Origin of the sequence: Ensifer sp. 22460 (assembly GCF_052044935.1) — a bacterium.
GTDB lineage: Bacteria > Pseudomonadota > Alphaproteobacteria > Rhizobiales > Rhizobiaceae > Ensifer.
Map to the genome: position 1 here is coordinate 78,267 of NZ_JBQENZ010000019.1, position 19,704 is coordinate 97,970.

The 19,704-nt window shown below is 60.8% G+C and carries 19 protein-coding genes; 14 read left to right on the forward strand and 5 right to left on the reverse strand.

Annotation, left to right across the window (positions count from 1 at the left end):
- The 3 genes from ACTJKM_RS22610 (at nt 1) to ACTJKM_RS22620 (ending at nt 3,029) form a co-directional block, all read left to right on the forward strand.
- On the forward strand, nt 1-948 hold the full coding sequence (locus ACTJKM_RS22610) for a type II secretion system F family protein (RefSeq protein WP_058327551.1): 948 nt from the start codon (nt 1-3) through the stop codon (nt 946-948).
- Between the two features lie 17 nt (nt 949-965).
- On the forward strand, nt 966-2,270 hold the full coding sequence (locus tag ACTJKM_RS22615; protein WP_058327550.1) for a hypothetical protein: 1,305 nt from the start codon (nt 966-968) through the stop codon (nt 2,268-2,270).
- Nucleotides 2,271-2,543: 273 nt separating this feature from the next.
- Nucleotides 2,544-3,029, forward strand: a complete 486-nt coding sequence (locus ACTJKM_RS22620) for a hypothetical protein (protein WP_244495568.1) — start codon at nt 2,544-2,546, stop codon at nt 3,027-3,029.
- Between the two features lie 201 nt (nt 3,030-3,230).
- Here the strand turns inward: ACTJKM_RS22620 and ACTJKM_RS22625 are convergent, their stop codons facing one another.
- Nucleotides 3,231-3,743, reverse strand: coding sequence for a tetratricopeptide repeat protein (locus ACTJKM_RS22625; RefSeq protein ID WP_057249407.1), 513 nt, complete (start codon nt 3,741-3,743; stop codon nt 3,231-3,233).
- A 390-nt stretch (nt 3,744-4,133) separates the two neighbouring features.
- Here ACTJKM_RS22625 and ACTJKM_RS22630 point away from each other — a divergent pair, with 390 nt between their 5' ends.
- The 3 genes from ACTJKM_RS22630 to ACTJKM_RS22640 all read left to right on the forward strand — a co-directional run bounded on the left by ACTJKM_RS22630 (nt 4,134) and on the right by ACTJKM_RS22640 (nt 6,514).
- Nucleotides 4,134-4,595, forward strand: coding sequence for a hypothetical protein (locus ACTJKM_RS22630; RefSeq protein ID WP_058327548.1), 462 nt, complete (start codon nt 4,134-4,136; stop codon nt 4,593-4,595).
- Between the two features lie 223 nt (nt 4,596-4,818).
- Entirely contained in the window at nt 4,819-5,271 is a 453-nt protein-coding gene (locus ACTJKM_RS22635) for a DUF2721 domain-containing protein (RefSeq protein ID WP_113513952.1), read from the forward strand.
- A 391-nt stretch (nt 5,272-5,662) separates the two neighbouring features.
- Nucleotides 5,663-6,514, forward strand: a complete 852-nt coding sequence (locus ACTJKM_RS22640; protein WP_440660992.1) for an alpha/beta fold hydrolase — start codon at nt 5,663-5,665, stop codon at nt 6,512-6,514.
- Here ACTJKM_RS22640 and ACTJKM_RS22645 read toward each other — a convergent pair.
- From ACTJKM_RS22645 to alr, 3 genes are read right to left on the reverse strand one after another with little or no spacing between them, the layout of a single operon-like run.
- Nucleotides 6,399-6,776 carry a RidA family protein gene (locus tag ACTJKM_RS22645; protein ID WP_058327546.1) on the reverse strand — a complete coding sequence of 126 codons (378 nt, stop codon included), beginning with the start codon at nt 6,774-6,776 and terminating at the stop codon, nt 6,399-6,401. The two genes, ACTJKM_RS22640 and ACTJKM_RS22645, sit on opposite strands and share 116 nt — an antisense overlap.
- A gap of 36 nt (nt 6,777-6,812) precedes the next feature.
- The gene (locus ACTJKM_RS22650) at nt 6,813-8,063 is read right to left on the reverse strand and encodes a D-amino acid dehydrogenase (protein WP_058327545.1); all 1,251 of its coding nucleotides are present in this window, start codon (nt 8,061-8,063) and stop codon (nt 6,813-6,815) included.
- 27 nt (nt 8,064-8,090) lie between these two features.
- Entirely contained in the window at nt 8,091-9,224 is a 1,134-nt protein-coding gene (gene alr, locus ACTJKM_RS22655; protein WP_058327544.1) for an alanine racemase, read from the reverse strand.
- Nucleotides 9,225-9,350: 126 nt separating this feature from the next.
- On the opposite strand from alr, the gene ACTJKM_RS22660 reads away from it, so the two are divergent.
- The 6 genes from ACTJKM_RS22660 (at nt 9,351) to ACTJKM_RS22685 (ending at nt 15,087) form a co-directional block, all read left to right on the forward strand.
- On the forward strand, nt 9,351-9,827 hold the full coding sequence (locus ACTJKM_RS22660; RefSeq protein ID WP_058321396.1) for an Lrp/AsnC family transcriptional regulator: 477 nt from the start codon (nt 9,351-9,353) through the stop codon (nt 9,825-9,827).
- An 85-nt stretch (nt 9,828-9,912) separates the two neighbouring features.
- On the forward strand, nt 9,913-10,752 hold the full coding sequence (locus ACTJKM_RS22665; protein ID WP_058327543.1) for an inositol monophosphatase family protein: 840 nt from the start codon (nt 9,913-9,915) through the stop codon (nt 10,750-10,752).
- Nucleotides 10,753-10,813: 61 nt separating this feature from the next.
- Nucleotides 10,814-11,434: a dual specificity protein phosphatase family protein gene (locus ACTJKM_RS22670; protein ID WP_058321398.1), complete on the forward strand. Its 621-nt coding sequence runs from the start codon at nt 10,814-10,816 to the stop codon at nt 11,432-11,434.
- Nucleotides 11,427-13,127 (forward strand): metallophosphoesterase family protein, encoded by a 1,701-nt coding sequence (locus ACTJKM_RS22675; protein ID WP_058327542.1) that lies wholly within the window; start codon nt 11,427-11,429, stop codon nt 13,125-13,127. The genes ACTJKM_RS22670 and ACTJKM_RS22675 overlap by 8 nt, the downstream gene beginning before the upstream one ends.
- Before the next feature lie 2 nt (nt 13,128-13,129).
- On the forward strand, nt 13,130-13,423 hold the full coding sequence (locus ACTJKM_RS22680; RefSeq protein WP_058321400.1) for a MurR/RpiR family transcriptional regulator: 294 nt from the start codon (nt 13,130-13,132) through the stop codon (nt 13,421-13,423).
- A 17-nt stretch (nt 13,424-13,440) separates the two neighbouring features.
- The gene (locus ACTJKM_RS22685) at nt 13,441-15,087 is read left to right on the forward strand and encodes a Na/Pi cotransporter family protein (protein ID WP_058327541.1); all 1,647 of its coding nucleotides are present in this window, start codon (nt 13,441-13,443) and stop codon (nt 15,085-15,087) included.
- 9 nt (nt 15,088-15,096) lie between these two features.
- Here ACTJKM_RS22685 and ACTJKM_RS22690 read toward each other — a convergent pair whose 3' ends face one another.
- Complete coding sequence (locus ACTJKM_RS22690; RefSeq protein WP_058327540.1) at nt 15,097-16,086, reverse strand: LacI family DNA-binding transcriptional regulator; 990 nt, start codon at nt 16,084-16,086, stop codon at nt 15,097-15,099.
- Nucleotides 16,087-16,677: 591 nt separating this feature from the next.
- On the opposite strand from ACTJKM_RS22690, the gene ACTJKM_RS22695 reads away from it, so the two are divergent.
- On the forward strand, nt 16,678-18,528 hold the full coding sequence (locus ACTJKM_RS22695; protein WP_058327539.1) for an ABC transporter permease: 1,851 nt from the start codon (nt 16,678-16,680) through the stop codon (nt 18,526-18,528).
- On the forward strand, nt 18,528-19,658 hold the full coding sequence (locus ACTJKM_RS22700; RefSeq protein WP_058327538.1) for an ABC transporter ATP-binding protein: 1,131 nt from the start codon (nt 18,528-18,530) through the stop codon (nt 19,656-19,658). The genes ACTJKM_RS22695 and ACTJKM_RS22700 overlap by 1 nt, the downstream gene beginning before the upstream one ends.
- The last annotated feature ends 46 nt before the right edge of the window (nt 19,659-19,704 follow it).

The following is a 19,704-nucleotide window of genomic DNA, read 5'->3' on the forward strand; positions in this document are numbered from 1 at the left end:
ATGATGGGTGAATATGGAATCTACCTCGTCGTCTTCTTCGCGGTGCTGATATTCTCCGGTGTCGCTTCCGAGCTTGTCTTCCGGCGACGCGAGGTCGGTATCCGGCTGTCGGAAACGACGGCGAAGACGAGCGGCGACGACCTCCAGCTCGGCGATAGCACCCTTGTCGACCTCGGCGAGGCGGAAAACCGCTTGATCCGCCGCTATTTCGAAATCACCCGGCGCGACCAAAATGCCAATTCCATCCAGAACCGGCTGATCCGGGCCGGATATTTCGGAGCCCCCGCGGTCACTGTGTTCCAAGTCGTGCGCGCGCTTGCTTGCGGCGCGGCCATGGTCGCGGCGGTCTGGGCCCTGGACCGGTTCGTCCCGGAGATGTCCAGGCTTGCGATCCTTCTCGTCGCAATGATTGTTGCAGGCATCACCTTTGTGCTGGTCAATATCTACATCGACCGCCGTGGCGACGCCAAGGAGCGGGAATATAGGCGGCTCTTCCCCGATTTCATGGACATGCTGATCGTTTGCCTTGATGCGGGCATGAGCATCGAGGCGGCGGCGAACCGTGTCGCGCGCGAGTTCGTCCAGAAGCGACAGGATTTCGGCCTGCATCTTTCGATCATGATGCTGGAGGTGCGTGGTGGTCGCCGCTTGCGCGAGGCCCTGGCCAATCTTGCGACGCGCTTGAGGATCGACGAAGCACGCGCGCTCGCCGTGCTCTTCCGTCAGTCGGAGGAACTCGGAACGAGTGTGACGCAGACATTGCGCGTCTACAGCAAGGAAATGCGCGATCTGCGAATGGTGCGGGCCGAGGAGAAGGCCAACGCCCTGCCGATCAAGATGCTGCTGCCGCTCGGCGCCTTCCTGTTTCCTGTCAGCCTCATCATCGTGCTCGTCCCCATCGTCATTCGTGTCGTCAGTCTTCTCAGTGGTTTGAAGGTCGGCGGATAGGCAAGAGCGAGGTCCAAATGCAATATTCGCCCAGTCAGGATCGTGAAGACTTCGCCGTCGCGCTTGACCCGCGCATGCCGGTAATACCGCTGAGTCTTGAAGAGACCGGGCTTGAGTTGTCGTTCCTGTTGCGGCTCGCTGCCAAATGTGCGACCGAACAGGATACCGTTACAGCTTCGCACCTAGCCGAACGGATGAAGCTGTCGAAAGTACTGGCAAACCTCCTCATCAAGGAATTGGTGAAGCTGTCCTATCTCGAAGCGAGAGGGCTTGCGGGAGAGGACATCAAGTCCGACATCCGCTATGCGCTTTCGATGAAGGGCTTGGACTACGCGCAGACGGCGGCGCGGCAGTCGGGATATGTCGGCCCTGCTCCCGTGTCTCTCGATGTCTTCTGCCGCCAGATCGGCTTGCAGTCGATTCACCACGAACGCGTCACCTGCGAGCGGCTAATTCGGAGTCTGGAAGGGTTGGTGCTGTCGCCGGCGCTGGTCGAGAAACTTGGGCCTGCCGTCAATTCGGGCCGTTCCATCCTGCTCTATGGCCCCCCGGGAAATGGCAAGACCAGCATTGCCGAGCGAACCTCGGAGCTTTTCCTCCAGACGATCTGGGTGCCCTACGCCATCGAGGTCGGCGGCTATGTCATCAGTTTCTATGATGAAGCGACGCACCAGCCTGTGCGCGAGCCCGCGGTTAGGCCGCATCCGAAGGCCGATCAGCGGTGGGTGGAATGCCGGCGACCGGTCATCAAAACCGGTGGCGAGCTCACCCTGGATCTGCTCGACCTGACCTACAACCCGGGGTCCAATGTCTACGAAGCGCCGGTGCATCTGAAGGCATCGGGTGGCGTCTTCATCATCGATGATTTCGGTCGCCAGCAGGATCGGCCGCAGGCGCTGATCAACCGCTGGATCGTACCGCTCGAGCGCGGCTATGATTTCCTGACACTGCATACCGGCAAGAAGTTCAAAGTGCCGTTCGATGAGCTCGTCGTCTTTTCGACCAACATTGCGCCGCGGGAACTCTCCGATGAAGCCGGCCTCCGGCGCCTCAAATATAAGATATATGTGAATAACCCTTCGCGAGATGAATATATCCGCATCTTCGAGTCCTACGCGCGCGAGGTCGCGGTAAATTTGTTGAGCGATGATTTGCGCCTGTTCTACGATCGAAAATACAAGGGAGATACGCTAGCGTCTTGTTACCATCCCAAATACCTCCTGGATTTCATCTCCTCCTATTGCGATTTCAACGACCTGCCGAAGGTCGCGTCGCTGGAGATGCTGGATCGGGCTTGGGGAGGGGTGTTCACACTGGACTGAGGCGGGAACTGAACCGGGCGAGCATGTCGTTAAGGAATGTACGAAATACTGTTGCAGACCAGCCATCGGCGCGATAGCGAGGGATGTCTTGAGTGAGCGTGATCCCGGGGGATCATTCGGGGTTTCGGGGACACGGAAAGTCAGGGCTGCAGCTCAGCTTCGTGACGGAGGAATTCGATGACTCATATTTCGAATGTCGATATCGAGAGCGAGCCGGACGCCAAGCTGCGGCGCAACGAGCACGCCGCGAAGGAGCTAGGCCGTTCGAGGAACATGTCGATCATCGCGCTGGCACTCATGCTGCTGCCGCTCAACGCCGGCATCTTGCTCTACACAGCCAAGAACGCCGCAGATGTGCGAGAAAGCCGGGAGACCCTTTCTGCCCTCAAGCGTTCGATCGACGGCTTGAAGCAGCAGATCAGCAAGCAGGCCGTGAACATCGCAAACGGCGCCAAGGCCGACGATATAGCGGCCGTTCGCAAGACTGTCGAGGACCTGCAAAAAGATGTCGCCGATCTCGATGACCGCATGAGCCCGAGTATCTTTACCTCCAGCGGCGGCAGCATGATCATCAGTGCGCCTGGGAAGGAAGTAACACAGCGGCTGGCGCCATCATCCTATTCGGCCTCCTCTCCGGAAACCGCCGTCGACGATGTCTTGGCCGCAGCCGATCCTCAGGGCGGTTCCGTCGCTAACTTGCCGCGCTATGAACGGTCCGTCTCAGCGGATGGGAAGCTAGTTTTGCGAAAGGTCCGGTAGGGCAAAGCCACGTTGAAATCGATTCTCGCCCCGCAAATTCTTTAAACCGAAGCCGCCGAGGCAATAGCTGTCGTGTTGGCTCGGCGCACTTCGCATGCGCCAGCGATACCACCACCTCGTTCAGCGTGAAACAAAACCGCATGAGGGAACTCACCCAAGCGCTTTGGCGCCTGGCGGACCTGAGTCGGTGGCGTCAGGTCCTTACCGTTGGGCGTATTTGACGCTGTTCTTCAACAGTTCGAGGTTCCTCGCCGTGGTCTCGTTCGAAGGGTCAATCTCATATGCTTTCAGGAAGTAGGTTCGAGCCCCGGGCAGGTCACCGCGCAGCAGATGGGAATAGCCGATATTGTTGTAGTAGACGGCTGTACCACCGATCATCTTGGAAAGCTGCGCATAGGCACGATCCGACGTATCAAAGCGACCAACCATGTCGGACGAGGCCGCAAAGCCCAGCCATGCCGCAGGATCTCGCGGAAAGACCTCAACCGCCCGCTTGTAGATCGCGTAGGACTTTCCGTAGTTCTTCTCCTGGAACTGGAGCTTGCCCGTGGTCACCAGCTCATCGTCCTTGTAGAAGGCGACCGCCGAATCATCGTTGAGCGTTTTCGCGCTATCGCCGAAGGCAGCGACATCGTCGAGTGCATCCGATTGGCACCCGCCTAGCAACAGCGCCCCCGCGAGCAGCGTAACGCGGCCTATTTTGCTCCGAGACATTTCCATTACATTCCCCCGATTGCGGGCATCCTAGCCTCGCCTAGAAATGAGCTCACCGGAAATCTTCCAGAAAAATAACTAATAAAGATAGAATTGAAACTGAGAGTCGCAATAAAGAGACACATGCCGGCTGGCCGGCCGCATCTGCCTCCGTAATTTCGCCTTTCAGCCCCGCAAATCAAGGGGTTGGAGCCGACAGACTTTGATGAGGGCGTCCCCGTGAAACCGCGAGATATTCCGAATCCAGGCTGCAATCCCGTAAGCTTCAATTAAGCATCATCTTATATTTTATGTCTCACACATCCCACATCGGGTGGACGGGCATGAAGGAACGGAGCCATGCGAGCGTTAGCGCTGACAATCATTCGACTTGGGCCCTGCGGAGCCTGCTTGCTCGCAACCATCTCGCTTCTGAGTGTCGCGCTGCTTGGCAACACTCCGTCCAGCCCGCTCGCCTGGGCTTTGTACACGACCATGTTGCCGACGACGCGCACGCTTATACTGACGCTCGTGACCGCTTCCGACATGGTCTTTTGGGGCGTGACCTTTACGCTTATTGTCGCCGCCGCCGTTGGCGGTTATCTCGCGGTTCGGCCGGAGCGAAATCTTCAGCTTCGCTTCATTCATGCGCACGCGGCGCTCATCGCCTCCGGGCTCGCTGTACTTCAGATATCGCAAAACAGCGCCGGGCTCGCCAGTGTTTCGTTTTCGCAACTTCCGCCAGTTGGCTGGTCACTCGTCGACGGCTCGTCTGTGGCGTTCGCCTTGTTCGTTCTGATCCTCTTGGCCTGCCTTAGCGCTCACGCGGCGCTCATCAAGAGCATCCGTTTCGCTCGTCATTGCACCAAATGAAATGACGAGCCTGCCGAGGATATCTTTTCAACGAGAATTCACGGACTTCATATCCGGGGTCGATCTCGCTTCACGCATTGATCTGATGCTATGCGATCAAGCGGACGGCTCTCGGTAAGGAGTTGCAGAAAGTCGTCCGGGCTGCCGCCGGAAAATTGTCTATTTTGCGGCTGTAGGTTGATCGGACGCTACTCACATCAAGGCGAATTTATTAAGAGTACTCATGGAGCCACCAGCAATCGTCAACGACTTGGCCTCGATCATCCAGACGTCCCTGGCGCCTGTCTTCCTGCTCGCCGGTACAGCCGGTTTTGTCAATGTCTATGCGACACGTCTCGGCAGGGTCTCAGATCGGGTTAACGAGGTGGGGGAAAAGGATGGGGACGATGAGGCGCGTCGCATACAACTGGACTATCTGCGCCGGCGGACGTTTGCCCTGGAGATAGCGGTCGCCTTGGGGACCTTGGCTGCGATCTGTACTGGCTGCGCGATCCTTAACCTGCTTGCCGGCGCGCTCGCGTTCGGCTTCCGCGAGGAGAACCTCTTCTGGTTCTTCGGCGGTGCGATCGTCTCGCTCATCGTCTCGCTCGTGGCGTTCCTGTTTGAGATGCTCATCGCCGGGCGGAACATGCTGCGCCAGATGCGGATGGATCAGTCGGCTGCCGGACGAGACTGAGCTTCGCGAAACGACGGCCGGCTGCGAATGCAGCCCGCCGTTTCCCGTCTATCTCGGTTCGCGTTGGGGGGCGTCCGGACCGTTTCAGGAGGGCGTTCCTACGTTTTCCCGTTGAGCTTTATCTCGCCTCGGCAGGCCCTCTGCCTTGCCCATCTAGAAGCCAGGCGATGTTCACCTGCAGAATTCGCGCCAGCATGTCGGGGCTTTCATACCGGAGCTGCGACCAGGTCAGGTGGCCGGAACAACTGACCGTGAGGGAGCCGGAACTGAACTCGGCTTTTGGCTCGAAGCGAGGACTTTCCTTGACGACTTGTCTTCTTTCTTCCGATACCGTCACTCGACTTGCGCGACGAGGTAGTGAGAAATGGCGATGCTTCTGGTTCCGGGTTTCATGCTCGACGCCGATCTTTGGCGTGACGTGGCTCCGGCGTTAGGCGAATATGGCCCTACCACATACGCCGATCTTTCGCAGGACAGTTCCATACCGGCTATGGCCGCCCGCGGCCTAGCGCAAGCGCCGTCCAAATTCGTGCTGGTCGGCTTCTCCATGGGCGGCTACGTGGCTCGGGAAATCGTCCGGCAAGCTGCCGACCGGGTAACCGCGCTCGTCCTCATCGCAACGTCCCCACGTGGTGACAGCGATGTCGAGCTTCAGCGGAAGAAAGCAATCGCCGGGCAGACAGGCAGTGCCGTGTTCAAGGGGCTGAGCCGGACGGCCGTAATCTCGTCGCTGCATCCTGACAATGCCGAGCGGGCAGACATTATCGAACGCATCCAGGCGGCAGGGCAGCGGTTGGGAGGTGAAGTGTTTCGCCGGCAGTCGCTGATCGACCGGCGAGACGAACGGGATGATCTGAAAACGATCCAGTGTCCAACCCTCGTCATCGCGGGGGAACGGGACCGATTGAGGTCTCGAACCGAAGCGCTTGAGCTTCACCAGGGCATCGCCGGCTCAGGCTTCGAAATTATCGAACACACCGGACACATGGTTCCCATGGAGGCGNGCCAAGGTCATCGCGGAATGGCTGGAACGACAACGCGCCGGAAGCTGATGGACGCTGCCGGTGCGATATTAAGCTACGGAGGATGGGCGGCGTTGGCCGCCCACTTGGCGAAGTCTCCGACGCTTAGAGCGCGATTACCGCCTCGATCTCGACCTTTGCACCCTTTGGAAGCGCGCGGACTTCGTAGCAGGCGCGTGCGGGGAACGGCTTGGAGAAGAAGCCGGCATAGACCTTGTTGATTTCGGCGAAGTTGCCGAGGTCGGTCAAAAGGACCGTCGTCTTGACGGTGTTGGCGAGGCTCGTGCCGGCGGCGGCTGCAATGGCTGCAAGGTTCTTGAGGCACTGATCGGCCTGCGCGATCGCGTCATCCGAGTTGAATTCGCCGGTTGCTGGATCGATCGGCAGCTGGCCGGAGACGAACAGCAGATTGCCGACCTTGATCGCCTGCGAGAAGGGACCAACGGCGCCTGGCGCGTCATTCGTGTGGATTTCCTGGATCATGATCTGTTTCCTTGAAAGTGGTTGTACGGAGCCGGCCTAAGCGTAGCGAGCTACTGCGAGATCGGTTGCGTCGATCTCAGGCTTGCGGCCGCTGACGAGATCGGCGATCACTCGGGCCGAACCGGAGCTCATCGTCCAGCCGAGCGTACCGTGACCGGTGTTGAGATAGAGGCCCACGACCCTCGTCGCACCGATGACCGGCGTGCCATCCGGCGTCATCGGGCGAAGGCCCGACCAGAAGCTGGCCCTCGATACATCGCCGCCAGGGAAGAGGTCGGTGACAGAATGCTGCAGTGTGAGGCGGCGGGGCTCGCCGAGATCGTTGGTATAGCCGGAGATTTCGGCCATGCCGCCGACGCGGATGCGATCGCCGAGCCTTGTGATGGCGATCTTGAAGGTCTCGTCCATCACAGTCGATTCCGGCGCGCGCGACGCGTCGGTGATCGGGATCGTCAGCGAATAGCCCTTGACCGGATAGACCGGCAGACGGATGCCGTGTGGCCTGACGAGCAGCGGCGAAAAGCTGCCGAGCGCCACGACCACGGCGTCGGCCTGCAGCGTTCCGTGCGCGGTGACGACGCCGCGCACACGGCCGCCTTCGACGTCGAGGCCGCGGATGATACTGCCGTAGTTGAAGCGCACGCCGAGGTCTTCGGCCTTTTTCGCAAGTGCGTTGCTGAACTTGAAGCAGTCGCCGGTCTCGTCCTTCGGTGTCAGCAGGCCGCCGACGATCTTTTCGCGCACGTGCTTCAGCGCCGGCTCGACCCGGATGCAGCCGTCGCGGTCCAGCACCTCGTAGGGAATGCCGTCCGCGGCGAGCGCCTTGACGTCTTTTCCGGACGCATCGAGCTGCTGCTGTGTGCGGAACAATTGCAGCGTGCCCTGCATCCGCTCGTCATAGGCGATGCCGGTCTCTGTGCGCAGTGTGGCGAGTGAGATGCGGCTGTAGTCGGCGAGGCGCAACATGCGGCTCTTGTTGATGGCGTAGCGCTTGGACGTGCAGTTGGAGAGCATCCTCACCATCCACGACAGCATGGCGGTGTCGACCTTCGGGCGCAGGATCAGAGGTGCATGCTCCATGAACAGCCACTTCATCGCCTTCATCGGAATGCCGGGCGCGGCCCAGGGTGAGCAGTAGCCGAAAGAGACTTCGCCGGCATTGGCAAAGCTCGTCTCCAAGGCGGGGCCGGGCTGACGGTCGATGACCGTCACCTCATGTCCTGCCTTGGCAAGCTGGTAGGCCGAGGTCACGCCGATGATGCCGGCGCCGAGAACGATAACTTTCATGATGTCCTCACGGGAGAAGAGAAGGGGTCAGCGGTATTGCCGCTCGTAGCGCTGGCCGAGGCCGGTCAGGATTTCGTAGGATATGGTACCGGCGTCGCGCGCAATGTCTTCAAGCGCCTGATTGGAGCCGAGCACTTCCACAAGGCTGCCAAGATGCAGGCGACCATCCGGCAAAGCGGAGATGTCGATGGTGATGCTGTCCATCGAAACGCGGCCGACGATCGGCAGGCGAATGCCGTCGCAATAGACCGCGCCCCGGCCGCTCAGGCTGCGCGGCAGGCCATCGGCATAGCCGGCGGCAATGGTGGCAAGGCGGGTTTCTCCCGTGGCAATATGGGTGCCGCTGTAGCCGACGCGCGCGCCGGCAGGCACGGTGCGGGTCTGCACGACAGCCACATCGAGGCGCAGGACGGGTTCCATCGGATTGGGCTGGTTGGCGGTCGGCGCGCCGCCGTAGAGTGCGATGCCGGGGCGGGCAAGTACACCATGATAGGGTCTGCCGAGGAAGATGCCGCCCGAATTTGCGAAGCACAGGTCGAACTCGGGGAATTCAGCCGTGATGCGGTTCATCTCGGCTAGCTGACTTCCGTTCTGCTCGCTCTCGGCCTCGTCGGCCGAGGCGAGGTGGCTCATGATGAACTGGACATCAATGCTACCGCTTGCTGTCAGCAGGCTGGCAACGGCGGCGCGTTCTGCCGGTGGAACGCCGAGGCGCGACATGCCGGTATCGAATTGCAGAGCCGCCGGCAGCTTGCGGCCGAGCGTCTTCGCAGTCTCGTTCCAGCGCTGCAACTGCTCCAGCGAATTGATGACCGGCACGATGCGATGCTCGGCGCAGTCCGTTTCATTGCCGGGCTGGAGACCGTTCAACACGTAGACGGTCGCGTCCGCGGCGAGACTTGGCTGCAGGCGCAGGGCTTCAACAAATTGGGCGACGAAGAAGTGACGGCAACCATGTTCGTAAAGCCTGGCGGCGACCCGGTTGGCGCCGAGCCCATAGGCATCCGCCTTGACGACTGCGGCTGCGCGCGCAGGCGCTACCTCAGCCGCCAGCTTTTCATAGTTGCGAGCAATGGCCCCTAGATCGATGGCCAGGTAGCCCGATGCGCCGCCCGTGGCGGTCGCCGTACCTTGCCTTCTTGCCTGTATTGCCCCGTCCATTCCAGCCTCCCCCGTGTTGGCGGGAGATTAGTGAAACGATCGTGAAATTGCCAAGGAAAGAATGATTGATCGTTGCGTAAAATCATGATCATTAAAAGAAACGATGATAAATTGGAATAATCTGCAATGGCCGCACTTGATGCGATAGACCGCAACATTCTTCGCCTGCTTCGTCTCGATGCCCGGCGCAGCAACGCGAGCCTTGCCGCCGAAGTCGGCCTTTCGCCATCGGCCTGCCTCAGGCGCATAAAACTGATGGAGCAGGCCGGAGTTATCCGCGGCTATACTGCGCTGGTAGACACATCGAACGTCGAGGCCACCATCGCCGTGATCATCAACATCACGCTCGATCGTCAGACGGAGGATTACCTCGACCGCTTCGAGGCTGCGATACGCAGGCACCCCGAAATAAAGGAGTGTTTCCTGATGACGGGCGGATCGGATTATCTATTGCGCGTCGAAGTCGCCAATGCCGGTGAGTTCGAGCGCATTCACAAGGAAATCCTCTCGGCTCTTCCCGGTGTTTCGCGAATACATTCGAGTTTTGCGATCCGTAACGTGCTCGCGACGCGAACCGGTACTAAGCGCCCCATGCGGCCGTAGAGACGACGAGGCGGCGGCGCAGATTCTGCTTGCGCGCCGTGCACACGCGTGCAAATGTGCACGCGTGTGCAATGGAGTCCCACTGATGAACGTTCAAAATCCGCGCTATTCGAATGATCTCGCAGGGCGAGCGTCGTTATGTCGGGACGTCATTCGCTCCGCCGGCGAGCTGGTGCTCGCCGGTTTCAAGGAGAGTTTCAGGCGCGGCTTCTCGTTGAAGGGCCCTCAGGACTTTCTGACCGAGACCGATGCTGCGTCCGAGGCTCACATCCGTCAGGCGATTGCGACACACTTCCCGGGCGATGCATTTCTGGGGGAGGAAGGCGGCGGCTTGATCGCCGAGCGCATGTGGGTCGTCGACCCGGTGGATGGCACTGCCAATTTTGCGCGCGGGATTCCGCATTTCTGCATCTCGATCACCTATGTGGAGCGGGGCAGGGCAGAGATCGGCGCCATCTATAATCCCGCTCAGGACGAACTCTATTTTTGTCGAAGGGGGGCTGGAGCGACATTGAACGAAAAACCCATCGGCATCTCGTCGACGGTCGCATTCGATGCGGCCTCCATCGAAATGGGATGGTCACGCCGCGTGCCGGACGAGGCCTACCTCGAAACCATGCGGCGGATGCTCGCCAAAGGAGCCAATGTCAGACGCGGCGCGTCGGGCGCACTTGCGCTTGCCTATGTTGCCGACGGGCGCTCGGACGCCTATGTGGAATTGCATATGAACCCATGGGATTGTCTCGCCGGACTCCTGCTCGTGGCCGAAGCGGGCGGCGTCGTGTGCCCCTTCATGGAGATCGGCAGCCTTCAGGAGGGAGGGCCGGTGCTTGCGTCGACACCGGCCATCGCCGCTGGTGTGAGCGAGGCTTCGGGCATTCCGGTCAGCGCCCGCGAAATGACGGCTGCGCTTCAATCGGCCTGAAACAACGAGTGGCGGGATCACCGGCCGAACGACGCGTTCGCCGCCCTAGAAGGAAACACCAATGAATGCACCGGTATACGCGCGCCCCGCAATCAGTCTGATCGCAAAGGGGCTCGGACCGCACAGCGCCGATCTCTATATCGGCGGTAGCGACGGCGCGCGCGACATGGATCTGCTCAAGCGCCACGGGATCACCATCGTCGTCAATTGCGCGGTCAACTTGGATATCAATCTGGTGCGCGAAGAGGAAATTGCAGTCAACGATGACCTCTGTGCGAGTGGTTACGCCGACATACGCTACTACAAGCTCGGCATGATTGACGGCGACGGCAGCCCGGACACGATGATGCTCGGCGCTTACTACATTCTCGATGGCGCTTTGCGCCAGACGATGCCGAAACGCTCAACCTACCCCTTCGTCGACGGCGGCAACATTCTGGTCAATTGCCGCGGCGGGCGAAGTCGCTCCGTATCGTTGGTGGCGCTTTTTCTGCACAAGCAACAGCCGCATCTGTTTCCAACGCTGGACGCCGCAGTCGCCCACATCCGGGAGCACCGCGAACTGAGGCCGGACGAATGGTTCGAGACGCCGAAGCCCATGCTGTACGAAGCGGCGAGGCGTGCCTCCGCCTGGATCGATCTCGTCGAAACATCCCGTGCGCAGGTCAATTCCAATGGCTGATTTGCCGCGGATCGCCGTCATTGCCGATGCTCACTTTCATGATCTTGAGGGCAACTTCGAATTTCCCGCCATCGAGGTCGATGGCGAGAGGGTTGCCATCAGAAGCTGGGCCGATACCCGCGAATCCACCCGCGTTTTCAACGAGAGTGCGAAGGCATTGGACGAGGCGCTTGCGGAGGTGGTTCGGCGCGACATCCGGCATGTCGTCCTTCTCGGCGACTACACGGATGACGGCCAAAGGCAAACCACCGAACGGCTGCGCGCCATCCTGGAGCGACACGAACGCGAGCACGATACGCGCTTCTATGCGCTTCCCGGCAACCACGACATCTTCGGCCCGAAGGGGCGCCATCACACGAAGCAGTTCCTTGGCGCGAACGCCGCGAGGGTCATTGTCACGAGCGACGGCGAGAAGGCTGGCCCTGGCACGTACGCAACGCCGCTGATGTACTGTGAGGGATATCCGAAGGGTCTCGCCCCCATGGCCGCGTTCGGATACTTCCGGAGGCCCGGCGACATCCATTGGGAGACGCCGTTCGGCACATCGGACAAGGCCGAGGACCGGCTATATCAGGTTTCATCCCCCGATGGCCGAAACAGCTACACGCTGATGGACGCTTCCTATCTGGTCGAGCCGGCGCCCGGCCTCTGGCTGATGATGATCGATGCCAACGTGTTCGAGCCGCGCGACGGAACGTTCGAGGAGGGCGGCGAGGACGCCTTCGTCGACAGTACCGGCGCCGGCTGGAACGCACTGTTGAGGCTGAAGGCGTTCATCATCGAGTGGATCGCCGAGGTATCGGCGCGGGCCAGGAGGCTCGGCAAAACGCTTCTTGCCTTCTCGCATTACCCGGTGCTCGACCCCTTCGACGGCGCAACGGGAGCCGAAGGCGTGCTCTTCGGCGAGACCAACATTGCCCGCAGGACGCCACGCGAGGCCGTCGCGGAAGTGCTCATCGACGGCGGGATGACGGTGCATTTCAGCGGACATCTTCATGTCGAGGGCGTCACACGCCGAGAACGGGGCGGTCGGCAGCTCACCAATATTGCCGTGCCGTCGCTGGTGGCCTTTCCACCAGCCTTCAAGGTCGTCGAGTCATCCGCATCGGATTTCTTGGTTGAAACTATTGAACTGTATTCCACTGCTGTCGATCCGCGCATCCTGCACGGCTATCGCCGCGAAATGGCGCAACTGGAAGAAAACCTTGATCCCGCCTTTGATCCGTCTGACTACGGAGCGCTCCTGAAGGCGCACAAGCGTGCTCTGGTCCAGCACCGCTATTTCCCGAAGGAATGGCCGAAGGAAGTCGTCGACGAAATTTCCGGGCTCACTGTCGAAGGTGTCTGCGAACGCCTCGGTGGTCCCGGCACGATAACAGATGTGGTCGCGGCATGCGCGCTCGAAGATGCCGGTCAGTTGGCTCGCCTCGATATGCTCGAACTGATCGCCGATTGGTATTGCCTGCGGCAGGCCGCGGTGCTTGCACTCGACAAAATTCCCGCGCCACGCCTTTGGCTTTATCGCGCACTCGCTGAACGGTTTGGGCGCCCTCCGGAAAGCGGCTGGGATGGCTCGACGGACGGGTTCCTTTCGATCTTCTTCGGCGCGTTTGACGCCTTCCTCGATCGCGCCGAGGCTGGCGGTCTTCGCATCCGCATTGAGAACGCGTCCGCGAAAGAGGAGGCGGCCTGAACATGACGCATCAGTTGTCCTTCTGCGCGACCTCCACCGCCCCGCCTGCGACCTTCATCGAACTGCGAGAGTCCTGCCGCCTCGGCGTTCGGCGATTGAAGGGCGGGCGCCTCGAGGTGGCGAAGTTCGTGCTTGCTCACCCCTATGATGTCGCCTTTGCGAGTGCGCGCGAAGTGGCCGAACGCAGTGGTGTCTCGACGACGACCGTGATGCGCCTGGTCAGTGATCTTGGCTTCGAAAGCTACGCGGCCTTTCAGCGGCTCTTCCGGGCCGAGTTGATGCGCGGCAGACAGTAGCGTTCAGGGGAGAGGCCATGGATTCGGCGATCGTCAGCATCAATCTCTTCGGCGCCGTGGCCCTGCTTCTGTTCGGTCTCGGTCTGGTGCGTGACGGCATGCAGCGCGCCTTCGGTGCTCGCCTGAAGGCGGGTCTGGCGACCGGAACGCGCGATGGTCCGCGCGCCTTCTTTGCCGGCCTTGTCGCGACCGTCGCGCTTCAGAGTTCGACCGCCACCGCCCTCATGGTCTCGTCCTTCGTCGAGCGTGACCTCATCCTGCCCCGCATGGCGCAAGTGGTGTTGCTTGGCGCCAATGTCGGAACGGCAATGACTGCCTGGATCGTCGCAATGGGCGTGGGTTGGCTTTCGCCGCTTCTGTTGCTTTCTGGCGTTGTCGTGGGGCGTGGAAGCTCGAACGCACGCAAGGGGGCAGGTGCTGCCCTTGTGGGCATCGGGCTGATGTTGCTGTCGCTGCATCTGATCGGCGCCGCGACGGAGCCGCTTCGCACATCAGCCGCGCTTTCGGCCTTCCTCGCGCTGCTCGACAACGCCTGGCCGGTCGCCCTCATCATCTCCGCCGTCCTCGCCGTGCTTGCCTCGTCCAGCCTGGCGATCGTGGTGTTGATCCTCTCGCTTGCGGCGTCCGGGCACCTTTCGACAGGCCTGCTCATCGTCCTTGTGCTCGGCGCAAATCTTGGCGGGGCCGTGCCGCCGGTGCTGGCCACGCTGCATGCAGCGCCGAGCGCCAGGCGCGTTGCGGTTGGTAACCTGATCGTGCGGGCGGTCGGTTGCTTTCTGGCGCTGCCGCTCGCTGGCTATTCCGCCCAATTGCTCGAACTGTTGCCCCTGTCGCACGACAAGCTGCCGGTCGACGCGCATCTCGGCTTCAATCTTGCGCTGGCGGTCCTGGCTGCTCCTTTTACTGGCTTGCTTTCTCGCCTAACCACGCGGCTTTTGCCGGAGCCGGCTAAAGCCGAGAATGGCCGGTCGTTTCTGGAACACAGCGATCTACAGACACCTGTTGCAGCCCTCGCTGGCGCCAGCCGCGAGGTCCTCGGCGTCGGTGACATGATCGAGCGCATGCTCGTGCAGGCAAACGACGCGCTACAGCAGACGGACATTTCCAAGCTGTCGACGATCAGTGCGCTCGAGGGGCGGGTCGATCGCGTTCAGCACGAAATCAAGGTGTATGTCTCCCGCGTGGACCAGAACGAAATCGGCGACCAGCACCGACGCCGGGCCACGGACATCGTCGACTATGCCATCAACCTCGAGCACATCGGCGACATCATCGAAAAGGGTTTGTTGGCCGAACTCGCGAAGAAGATCACTCGAGGCCTGACCTTTTCCCGCGACGGCCATGAAGAACTATCGCGGCTATTCGCGGTCACGATCGACAACCTGCGCATGGCGCAGGCGGTATTTGCCACGCGCGACAACGCCATGGCGCGGCGCCTTGTCGAAGCGAAAGAAGATGTTCGCAGATTGGAGCGGCAATCGGCCGAACGGCATCTCCAACGGCTACGCGACGGACGCGCCGAAAGCATCGAAACCAGCTCGCTTCATCTCGACATGTTGCGCGACTTGAAGCGCATCAATGCGCATATCGCGTCGGTTGCGCATCCGATCCTGGATCAAAGCGGACTGTTGATCGACAGCCGCATCAGGCCGGCGGCTTCTTGAGGAAATGGCTTAGCGTCTTGCCGTCTTGCGCTCGACCATCGCGACGGGCACGACCTGGAGACGGGTTTCGGCATCGTCGGAATCAAGCGCGGCCAGCACGTGATCGGTCAGCGCGGTAAAGGATTGCGCGACGGTGGTGAGCTCGTAGCTCTTCCAACTCGCCTGCGGAATATCGTCGAAGCCAACGACGGAAAGGTCGGCAGGGATGCGGCGATGCATCTCGGTACGCGCCGCATCTAGAAAGCCGAGGGCGAGCAGATCGGTGACGCAGAATGCGCCGTCAATGGCCTCATCTTTCAGCACCTCACAACCGGCCTGATAGCCACTCTCGTAGCTGGTCGGGCCGCCCGACCAGGCAACGACTTCAACGCCTGCCGTAGCCATCTTCTGCTTGAAAGCCGTTGCCCGACGAACCTGCGCCGGTGTCTGACTGCCGCTTGAAATGACCGCGACCTTCTTGCACTGCGCCTCAATCAACCGAACGGCCGCGAGATCGGCGCCACGGGAATCGTCGCTCAAGACCATGCTCGTATCGGTGCGTTCGAGTTTCTGGTTGATGAGGATCAACCTAACGCCGTTCGCGATGCACTGGTCGACGATCGATTCCGGCGGCTCTCCGGAAAGAACCACGATGGCCTGCGCGCGGAACTCGAAGAGCAGTTCGATCAGCGGCGCGATATCCTTGCGGGCATCCGCGGCATTGAGTAGCAGGCACTGCAAACCCTTTCGCAAGAGGCCGATGCTCAGCAGATCGAGCTGTTTCGAAATGAAGGGTGAGCTGAGGTTGGCGCCGACGACACCGATCAGGTTCGATCGGTCGTTGTTCAAGCCTTGCGCCAGCCGGTTGACACGGTAGCCGAGCTCCCGGGCCGCCTTCAAAACCTTGCGCCTCACGGACTGGGAAACGCTGGCTCCAGGTGTAAAGGTCCGAGAGACCGCCGAGCGCGAGACGCCCGCGCGCTTTGCGACTTCCTCGGCCGTCACGAACCCTCTTGCCATGCCTTCCCCCTTGAATCAGACATTTCCATCAGGGCCATAAAAGCTGCCCCATTCCAACGAAAAAGTGCAAGCAATCGCTTAGGACCGACGGTCCTCGGTTCCCGCTCGACAGCCCCTATCCACGGTACTTTTACCTCCGCGCTCGCCATTGATCGTAGCCCCGGAAAGACCCTTCGATAGGCGATTGATCACGTGTTCTAAAATGAATAGCCAACCATCAAAAAAATATCAATTAAAACAGATGGATAAATCATTGCGCACGTGTGCATTTTTTTATTGACAAGATATCGTCGCCGTTGGATCATGCATTCCACAGCCGGAGAGTTTTTGGAATATTTGTTCCGTCTGTGTTCGCGACAATGGCGGCGCCTTTGAGGAGTTGGAGCTGTCGTTTTGGCAGGGCGTTCGTACCTGTCCGCGAGTGGGGAGGATTGGAGCCGGGCGGGTGCGGTATCTTGTGTCCGTGTGCGGCGCTGCGCGCGCTGCGTAGAGCGAAGCGCGAACTCTGCTTTCCCCATCAATATTACTGGAGCGCTGCCCGGCGTCGATCGCCGCGACAGATTGCGCATGTCGAGTTCCGAGGGGAAGAGCATGGCCTTATTGAGTGAAACAGCCAAGGCGCCGACAGTGCCAGATGGCGCGATCGCGCCGACGCCATGGCAGCGCTGGCGCTATCGCGCGAAGGTCGCTTCCCGAGAGCCGACCACATTGATCGGAATCCTGACGGCTCTTCTGTTCACCTATCTGATCGTCGTGCCGATCATTTCGATCGTCTTGGATTCAGTTCGGGTTCAGTTCGGTCACGAGCGGCGGCTCGGCAAGGATTTTGGTAATCTGACGCTCTACTATCTTGATCGTGCGTTCCTTTCACCTGTTTCGGTTGATCTCTTCTGGCGGCCCCTCCTGAACACCCTGTCGGTCGCCCTCGGGGCCATCAGCCTGTCGCTACTGATCGGGACTGTGCTCGCATGGTTGATCAGCCGAACAGATATGTTTGGGCGCCGCTGGTTCGCGACCGCGCTCATAGTGCCGTACATGCTGCCAGCCTGGACCTTCGCGCTCGCCTGGACGACGCTCTTCAAGAACAGGACGGTTGGCGGCCAACCAGGGTGGTTCGAGGCGATGGGGCTGACGCCGCCCGATTGGGTCGCCTATGGTCGCTTCCCGATCATCGTTATCCTGGCGCTGCACTATACGCCGTTCGTCATCCTGCTGTTTGGTTCGGCTCTTCGCCGTTTCGACTCGCAGCTCGAAGACTCCGCGCGCATCCTGGGAGCCAAGCGTTACCAGGTGGCGATCCAGATCATCCTGCCGCTGATGCGCCCGGCGCTGCTGTCCTCCATGGTGCTGATCTTCGCCAAATGCCTCGGCGAGTTCGGCGTACCCTATGTCCTCGGCCTGCCGGTCAAGTTCGAAGTGCTCTCGACGTCTCTCTTCCGCAGCATCGCCTCCCGTCAGACGGGCGTTGCCGGTGTCGTCGCGGCCTCGATCATGCTGATCGGCATCATTACCCTGATGATCGACGCCCGGCTTGTCCGCGAAGCCAGACGGTTTGTCACCGTCGGCTCGAAGGGCTCGATGAACCGCCAGAGCCGGCTTGGTAAGTATCGTCTGCCGGCGACGGGTTTCGCCGCGCTTATCTTCCTGCTGAGCGTCGGGTTGCCGCTGCTCACCCTGTTCCTGTCCACCATCATGAAGCTGCCGGCACAGTTTACACTCGACAACTTCACGCTCGACTACTGGATCGGCCGTGATCTCAACACCGTGGCGCTGCAGACAGGCATACTCTTGAGCCCGGACCTCTGGGCTGCCGCCAAGAACACGCTCATGATCGTCGGTCTTGCCTCGCTGACCTCCGGCATCCTCGGCCTGCTCGTCGGCTATGTCGTCATCCGCACACCGGTCAAAGCGCTCTCGGTCTATCTGCGCCAGGTGACCTTCCTGCCCTATCTGGTGCCCGGCATCGCCTTCGCCGCCGCCTACCTCTCGCTCTTCGCCGTGCCGCGTGGGCCAATGCCCGCTCTCTACGGCACGGTCACGATCCTGATCCTGGCGCTGATTGCCGACCAGATGCCCTATGCCTCGCGCGCCGGTATTTCCGCCATGACCCAACTCGGCAAGGATCCCGAAGAGGCCGCCCAGATCGCCGGCGCCGGCTGGTTCCGACGGATGATCTCGATCGTCATCCCGATCCAGAAGGGGTCGCTCGTCACCGGCGTGCTGCTGCCGTTCATCTCCGGCATCAAGGGGCTGAGCCTCTTCGTCATCCTCGCCGTGCCGAGCACCGATGTGCTGACGACCTACTCGCTCAGGCTCGTCGACTACCACTACACCCAGGCGGCAAACGCGGTCGTGCTGATCATCGCCGCCATCGCCTATCTCGGAACCCTGGCAGCCCAGAAGCTGACCAAGACCAACCTCGCAGAAGGACTCGGAAGCTGATGCCCACCATCAATCTCAGCGGTGCTCAGAAGAACTATGGCGTGAATTCCGCCAATGCCGTTTCGAACCTTGACCTCGAAATCCGCGACGGTGAGTTCATGTGCCTGCTCGGGCCGTCCGGCTGCGGCAAGACCACGACGCTGCGTATGATCGCCGGCCTCGAAAACCTCTCCGATGGAGAAATCCGCATTGGCGAGCGTGTGGTCGACTCGGTCAGGGCAGGCGTGTTCATACCGCCGGAAAAGCGCGAGATGGGGCTTGTTTTCCAGAGCTACGCGCTGTGGCCGCATCTAACCATCGAACGCAATACCGACTTCGGTCTGCGCCTGCGCAAGCTGCCGAAGGAAGAGCGGGAGCAGCGGGTAGAGAAGGTCATGCAAGCGCTCGACATCGCCAAATATCGCGACCGCTACCCCTCGCAGCTTTCCGGCGGCCAGCAGCAGCGTGTGGCGCTTGCCCGGATGCTCGCGGTCAATCCGGGCGTGCTTCTGCTCGACGAGCCGCTCTCCAACCTCGATGCGCGGCTGCGTCTCGAAATGCGGGCGGAGCTCAAGCGCATCCACAAGGAATTCAAGACGACGATCGTCTTCGTGACCCACGACCAATGGGAAGCGATGACGCTGGCGACGACGATTGCCGTCATGAACGAAGGCACGTTGCAGCAGATGGGCACGCCGAACGATATCTACGACCGCCCCGCCAATCGCTTCGTTGCAGAATTCGTCGGCAGCCCGCCGATCAATATCCTGACCTTCGGATCGTCCGCATCGGCGATGTCGCGGGCCGCCGCAGCCTATCTCGGCGAGCGCTATCCGTCGTTGCGCGGCGTCGGTTCGGCCGGCATCCGGCCGGAAGCGATCGGCTACGCGACAAAGGGCGGGGATGTTCCGGCCGGAAGCTTCACAGGTGAGATGACGGTGACGGGCGTCCTGCCGACCGGCGGCAGCTGGATCCTTGAACTTAGGAACGACAACGACACGCTGTTCCTGACAACCAATGCGCTCCCGCGCGTCGAGACCGGATCCAGGGTCGATTTTTTTGCGCCACCCGATGCGCTGCACCTCTTCGACAAAGACGGCCAGCGCATCGCCGAAGCGGACGCGCTTCTGCGCGCGAGCACGCTGAACTAAGGCGCCACAGCGATAAACCGAAACACGCTCTGAGGGAGGAACAGAC

Bases quoted from the DNA above. Each gene is read 5' to 3' on its own strand.
- ACTJKM_RS22610 (WP_058327551.1), top strand. From the start codon at position 1: ATGATGGGTGAATATGGAATCTACCTCGTCGTCTTCTTCGCGGTGCTG.
- ACTJKM_RS22615 (WP_058327550.1), top strand. From the start codon at position 966: ATGCAATATTCGCCCAGTCAGGATCGTGAAGACTTCGCCGTCGCGCTT.
- ACTJKM_RS22620 (WP_244495568.1), top strand. From the start codon at position 2,544: ATGTCGATCATCGCGCTGGCACTCATGCTGCTGCCGCTCAACGCCGGC.
- ACTJKM_RS22625 (WP_057249407.1), bottom strand. From the start codon at position 3,743: ATGTCTCGGAGCAAAATAGGCCGCGTTACGCTGCTCGCGGGGGCGCTG.
- ACTJKM_RS22635 (WP_113513952.1), top strand. From the start codon at position 4,819: ATGGAGCCACCAGCAATCGTCAACGACTTGGCCTCGATCATCCAGACG.
- ACTJKM_RS22645 (WP_058327546.1), bottom strand. From the start codon at position 6,776: ATGATCCAGGAAATCCACACGAATGACGCGCCAGGCGCCGTTGGTCCC.
- ACTJKM_RS22650 (WP_058327545.1), bottom strand. From the start codon at position 8,063: ATGAAAGTTATCGTTCTCGGCGCCGGCATCATCGGCGTGACCTCGGCC.
- alr (WP_058327544.1), bottom strand. From the start codon at position 9,224: ATGGACGGGGCAATACAGGCAAGAAGGCAAGGTACGGCGACCGCCACG.
- ACTJKM_RS22660 (WP_058321396.1), top strand. From the start codon at position 9,351: ATGGCCGCACTTGATGCGATAGACCGCAACATTCTTCGCCTGCTTCGT.
- ACTJKM_RS22665 (WP_058327543.1), top strand. From the start codon at position 9,913: ATGAACGTTCAAAATCCGCGCTATTCGAATGATCTCGCAGGGCGAGCG.
- ACTJKM_RS22670 (WP_058321398.1), top strand. From the start codon at position 10,814: ATGAATGCACCGGTATACGCGCGCCCCGCAATCAGTCTGATCGCAAAG.
- ACTJKM_RS22675 (WP_058327542.1), top strand. From the start codon at position 11,427: ATGGCTGATTTGCCGCGGATCGCCGTCATTGCCGATGCTCACTTTCAT.
- ACTJKM_RS22680 (WP_058321400.1), top strand. From the start codon at position 13,130: ATGACGCATCAGTTGTCCTTCTGCGCGACCTCCACCGCCCCGCCTGCG.
- ACTJKM_RS22685 (WP_058327541.1), top strand. From the start codon at position 13,441: ATGGATTCGGCGATCGTCAGCATCAATCTCTTCGGCGCCGTGGCCCTG.
- ACTJKM_RS22690 (WP_058327540.1), bottom strand. From the start codon at position 16,086: ATGGCAAGAGGGTTCGTGACGGCCGAGGAAGTCGCAAAGCGCGCGGGC.
- ACTJKM_RS22695 (WP_058327539.1), top strand. From the start codon at position 16,678: ATGGCCTTATTGAGTGAAACAGCCAAGGCGCCGACAGTGCCAGATGGC.
- ACTJKM_RS22700 (WP_058327538.1), top strand. From the start codon at position 18,528: ATGCCCACCATCAATCTCAGCGGTGCTCAGAAGAACTATGGCGTGAAT.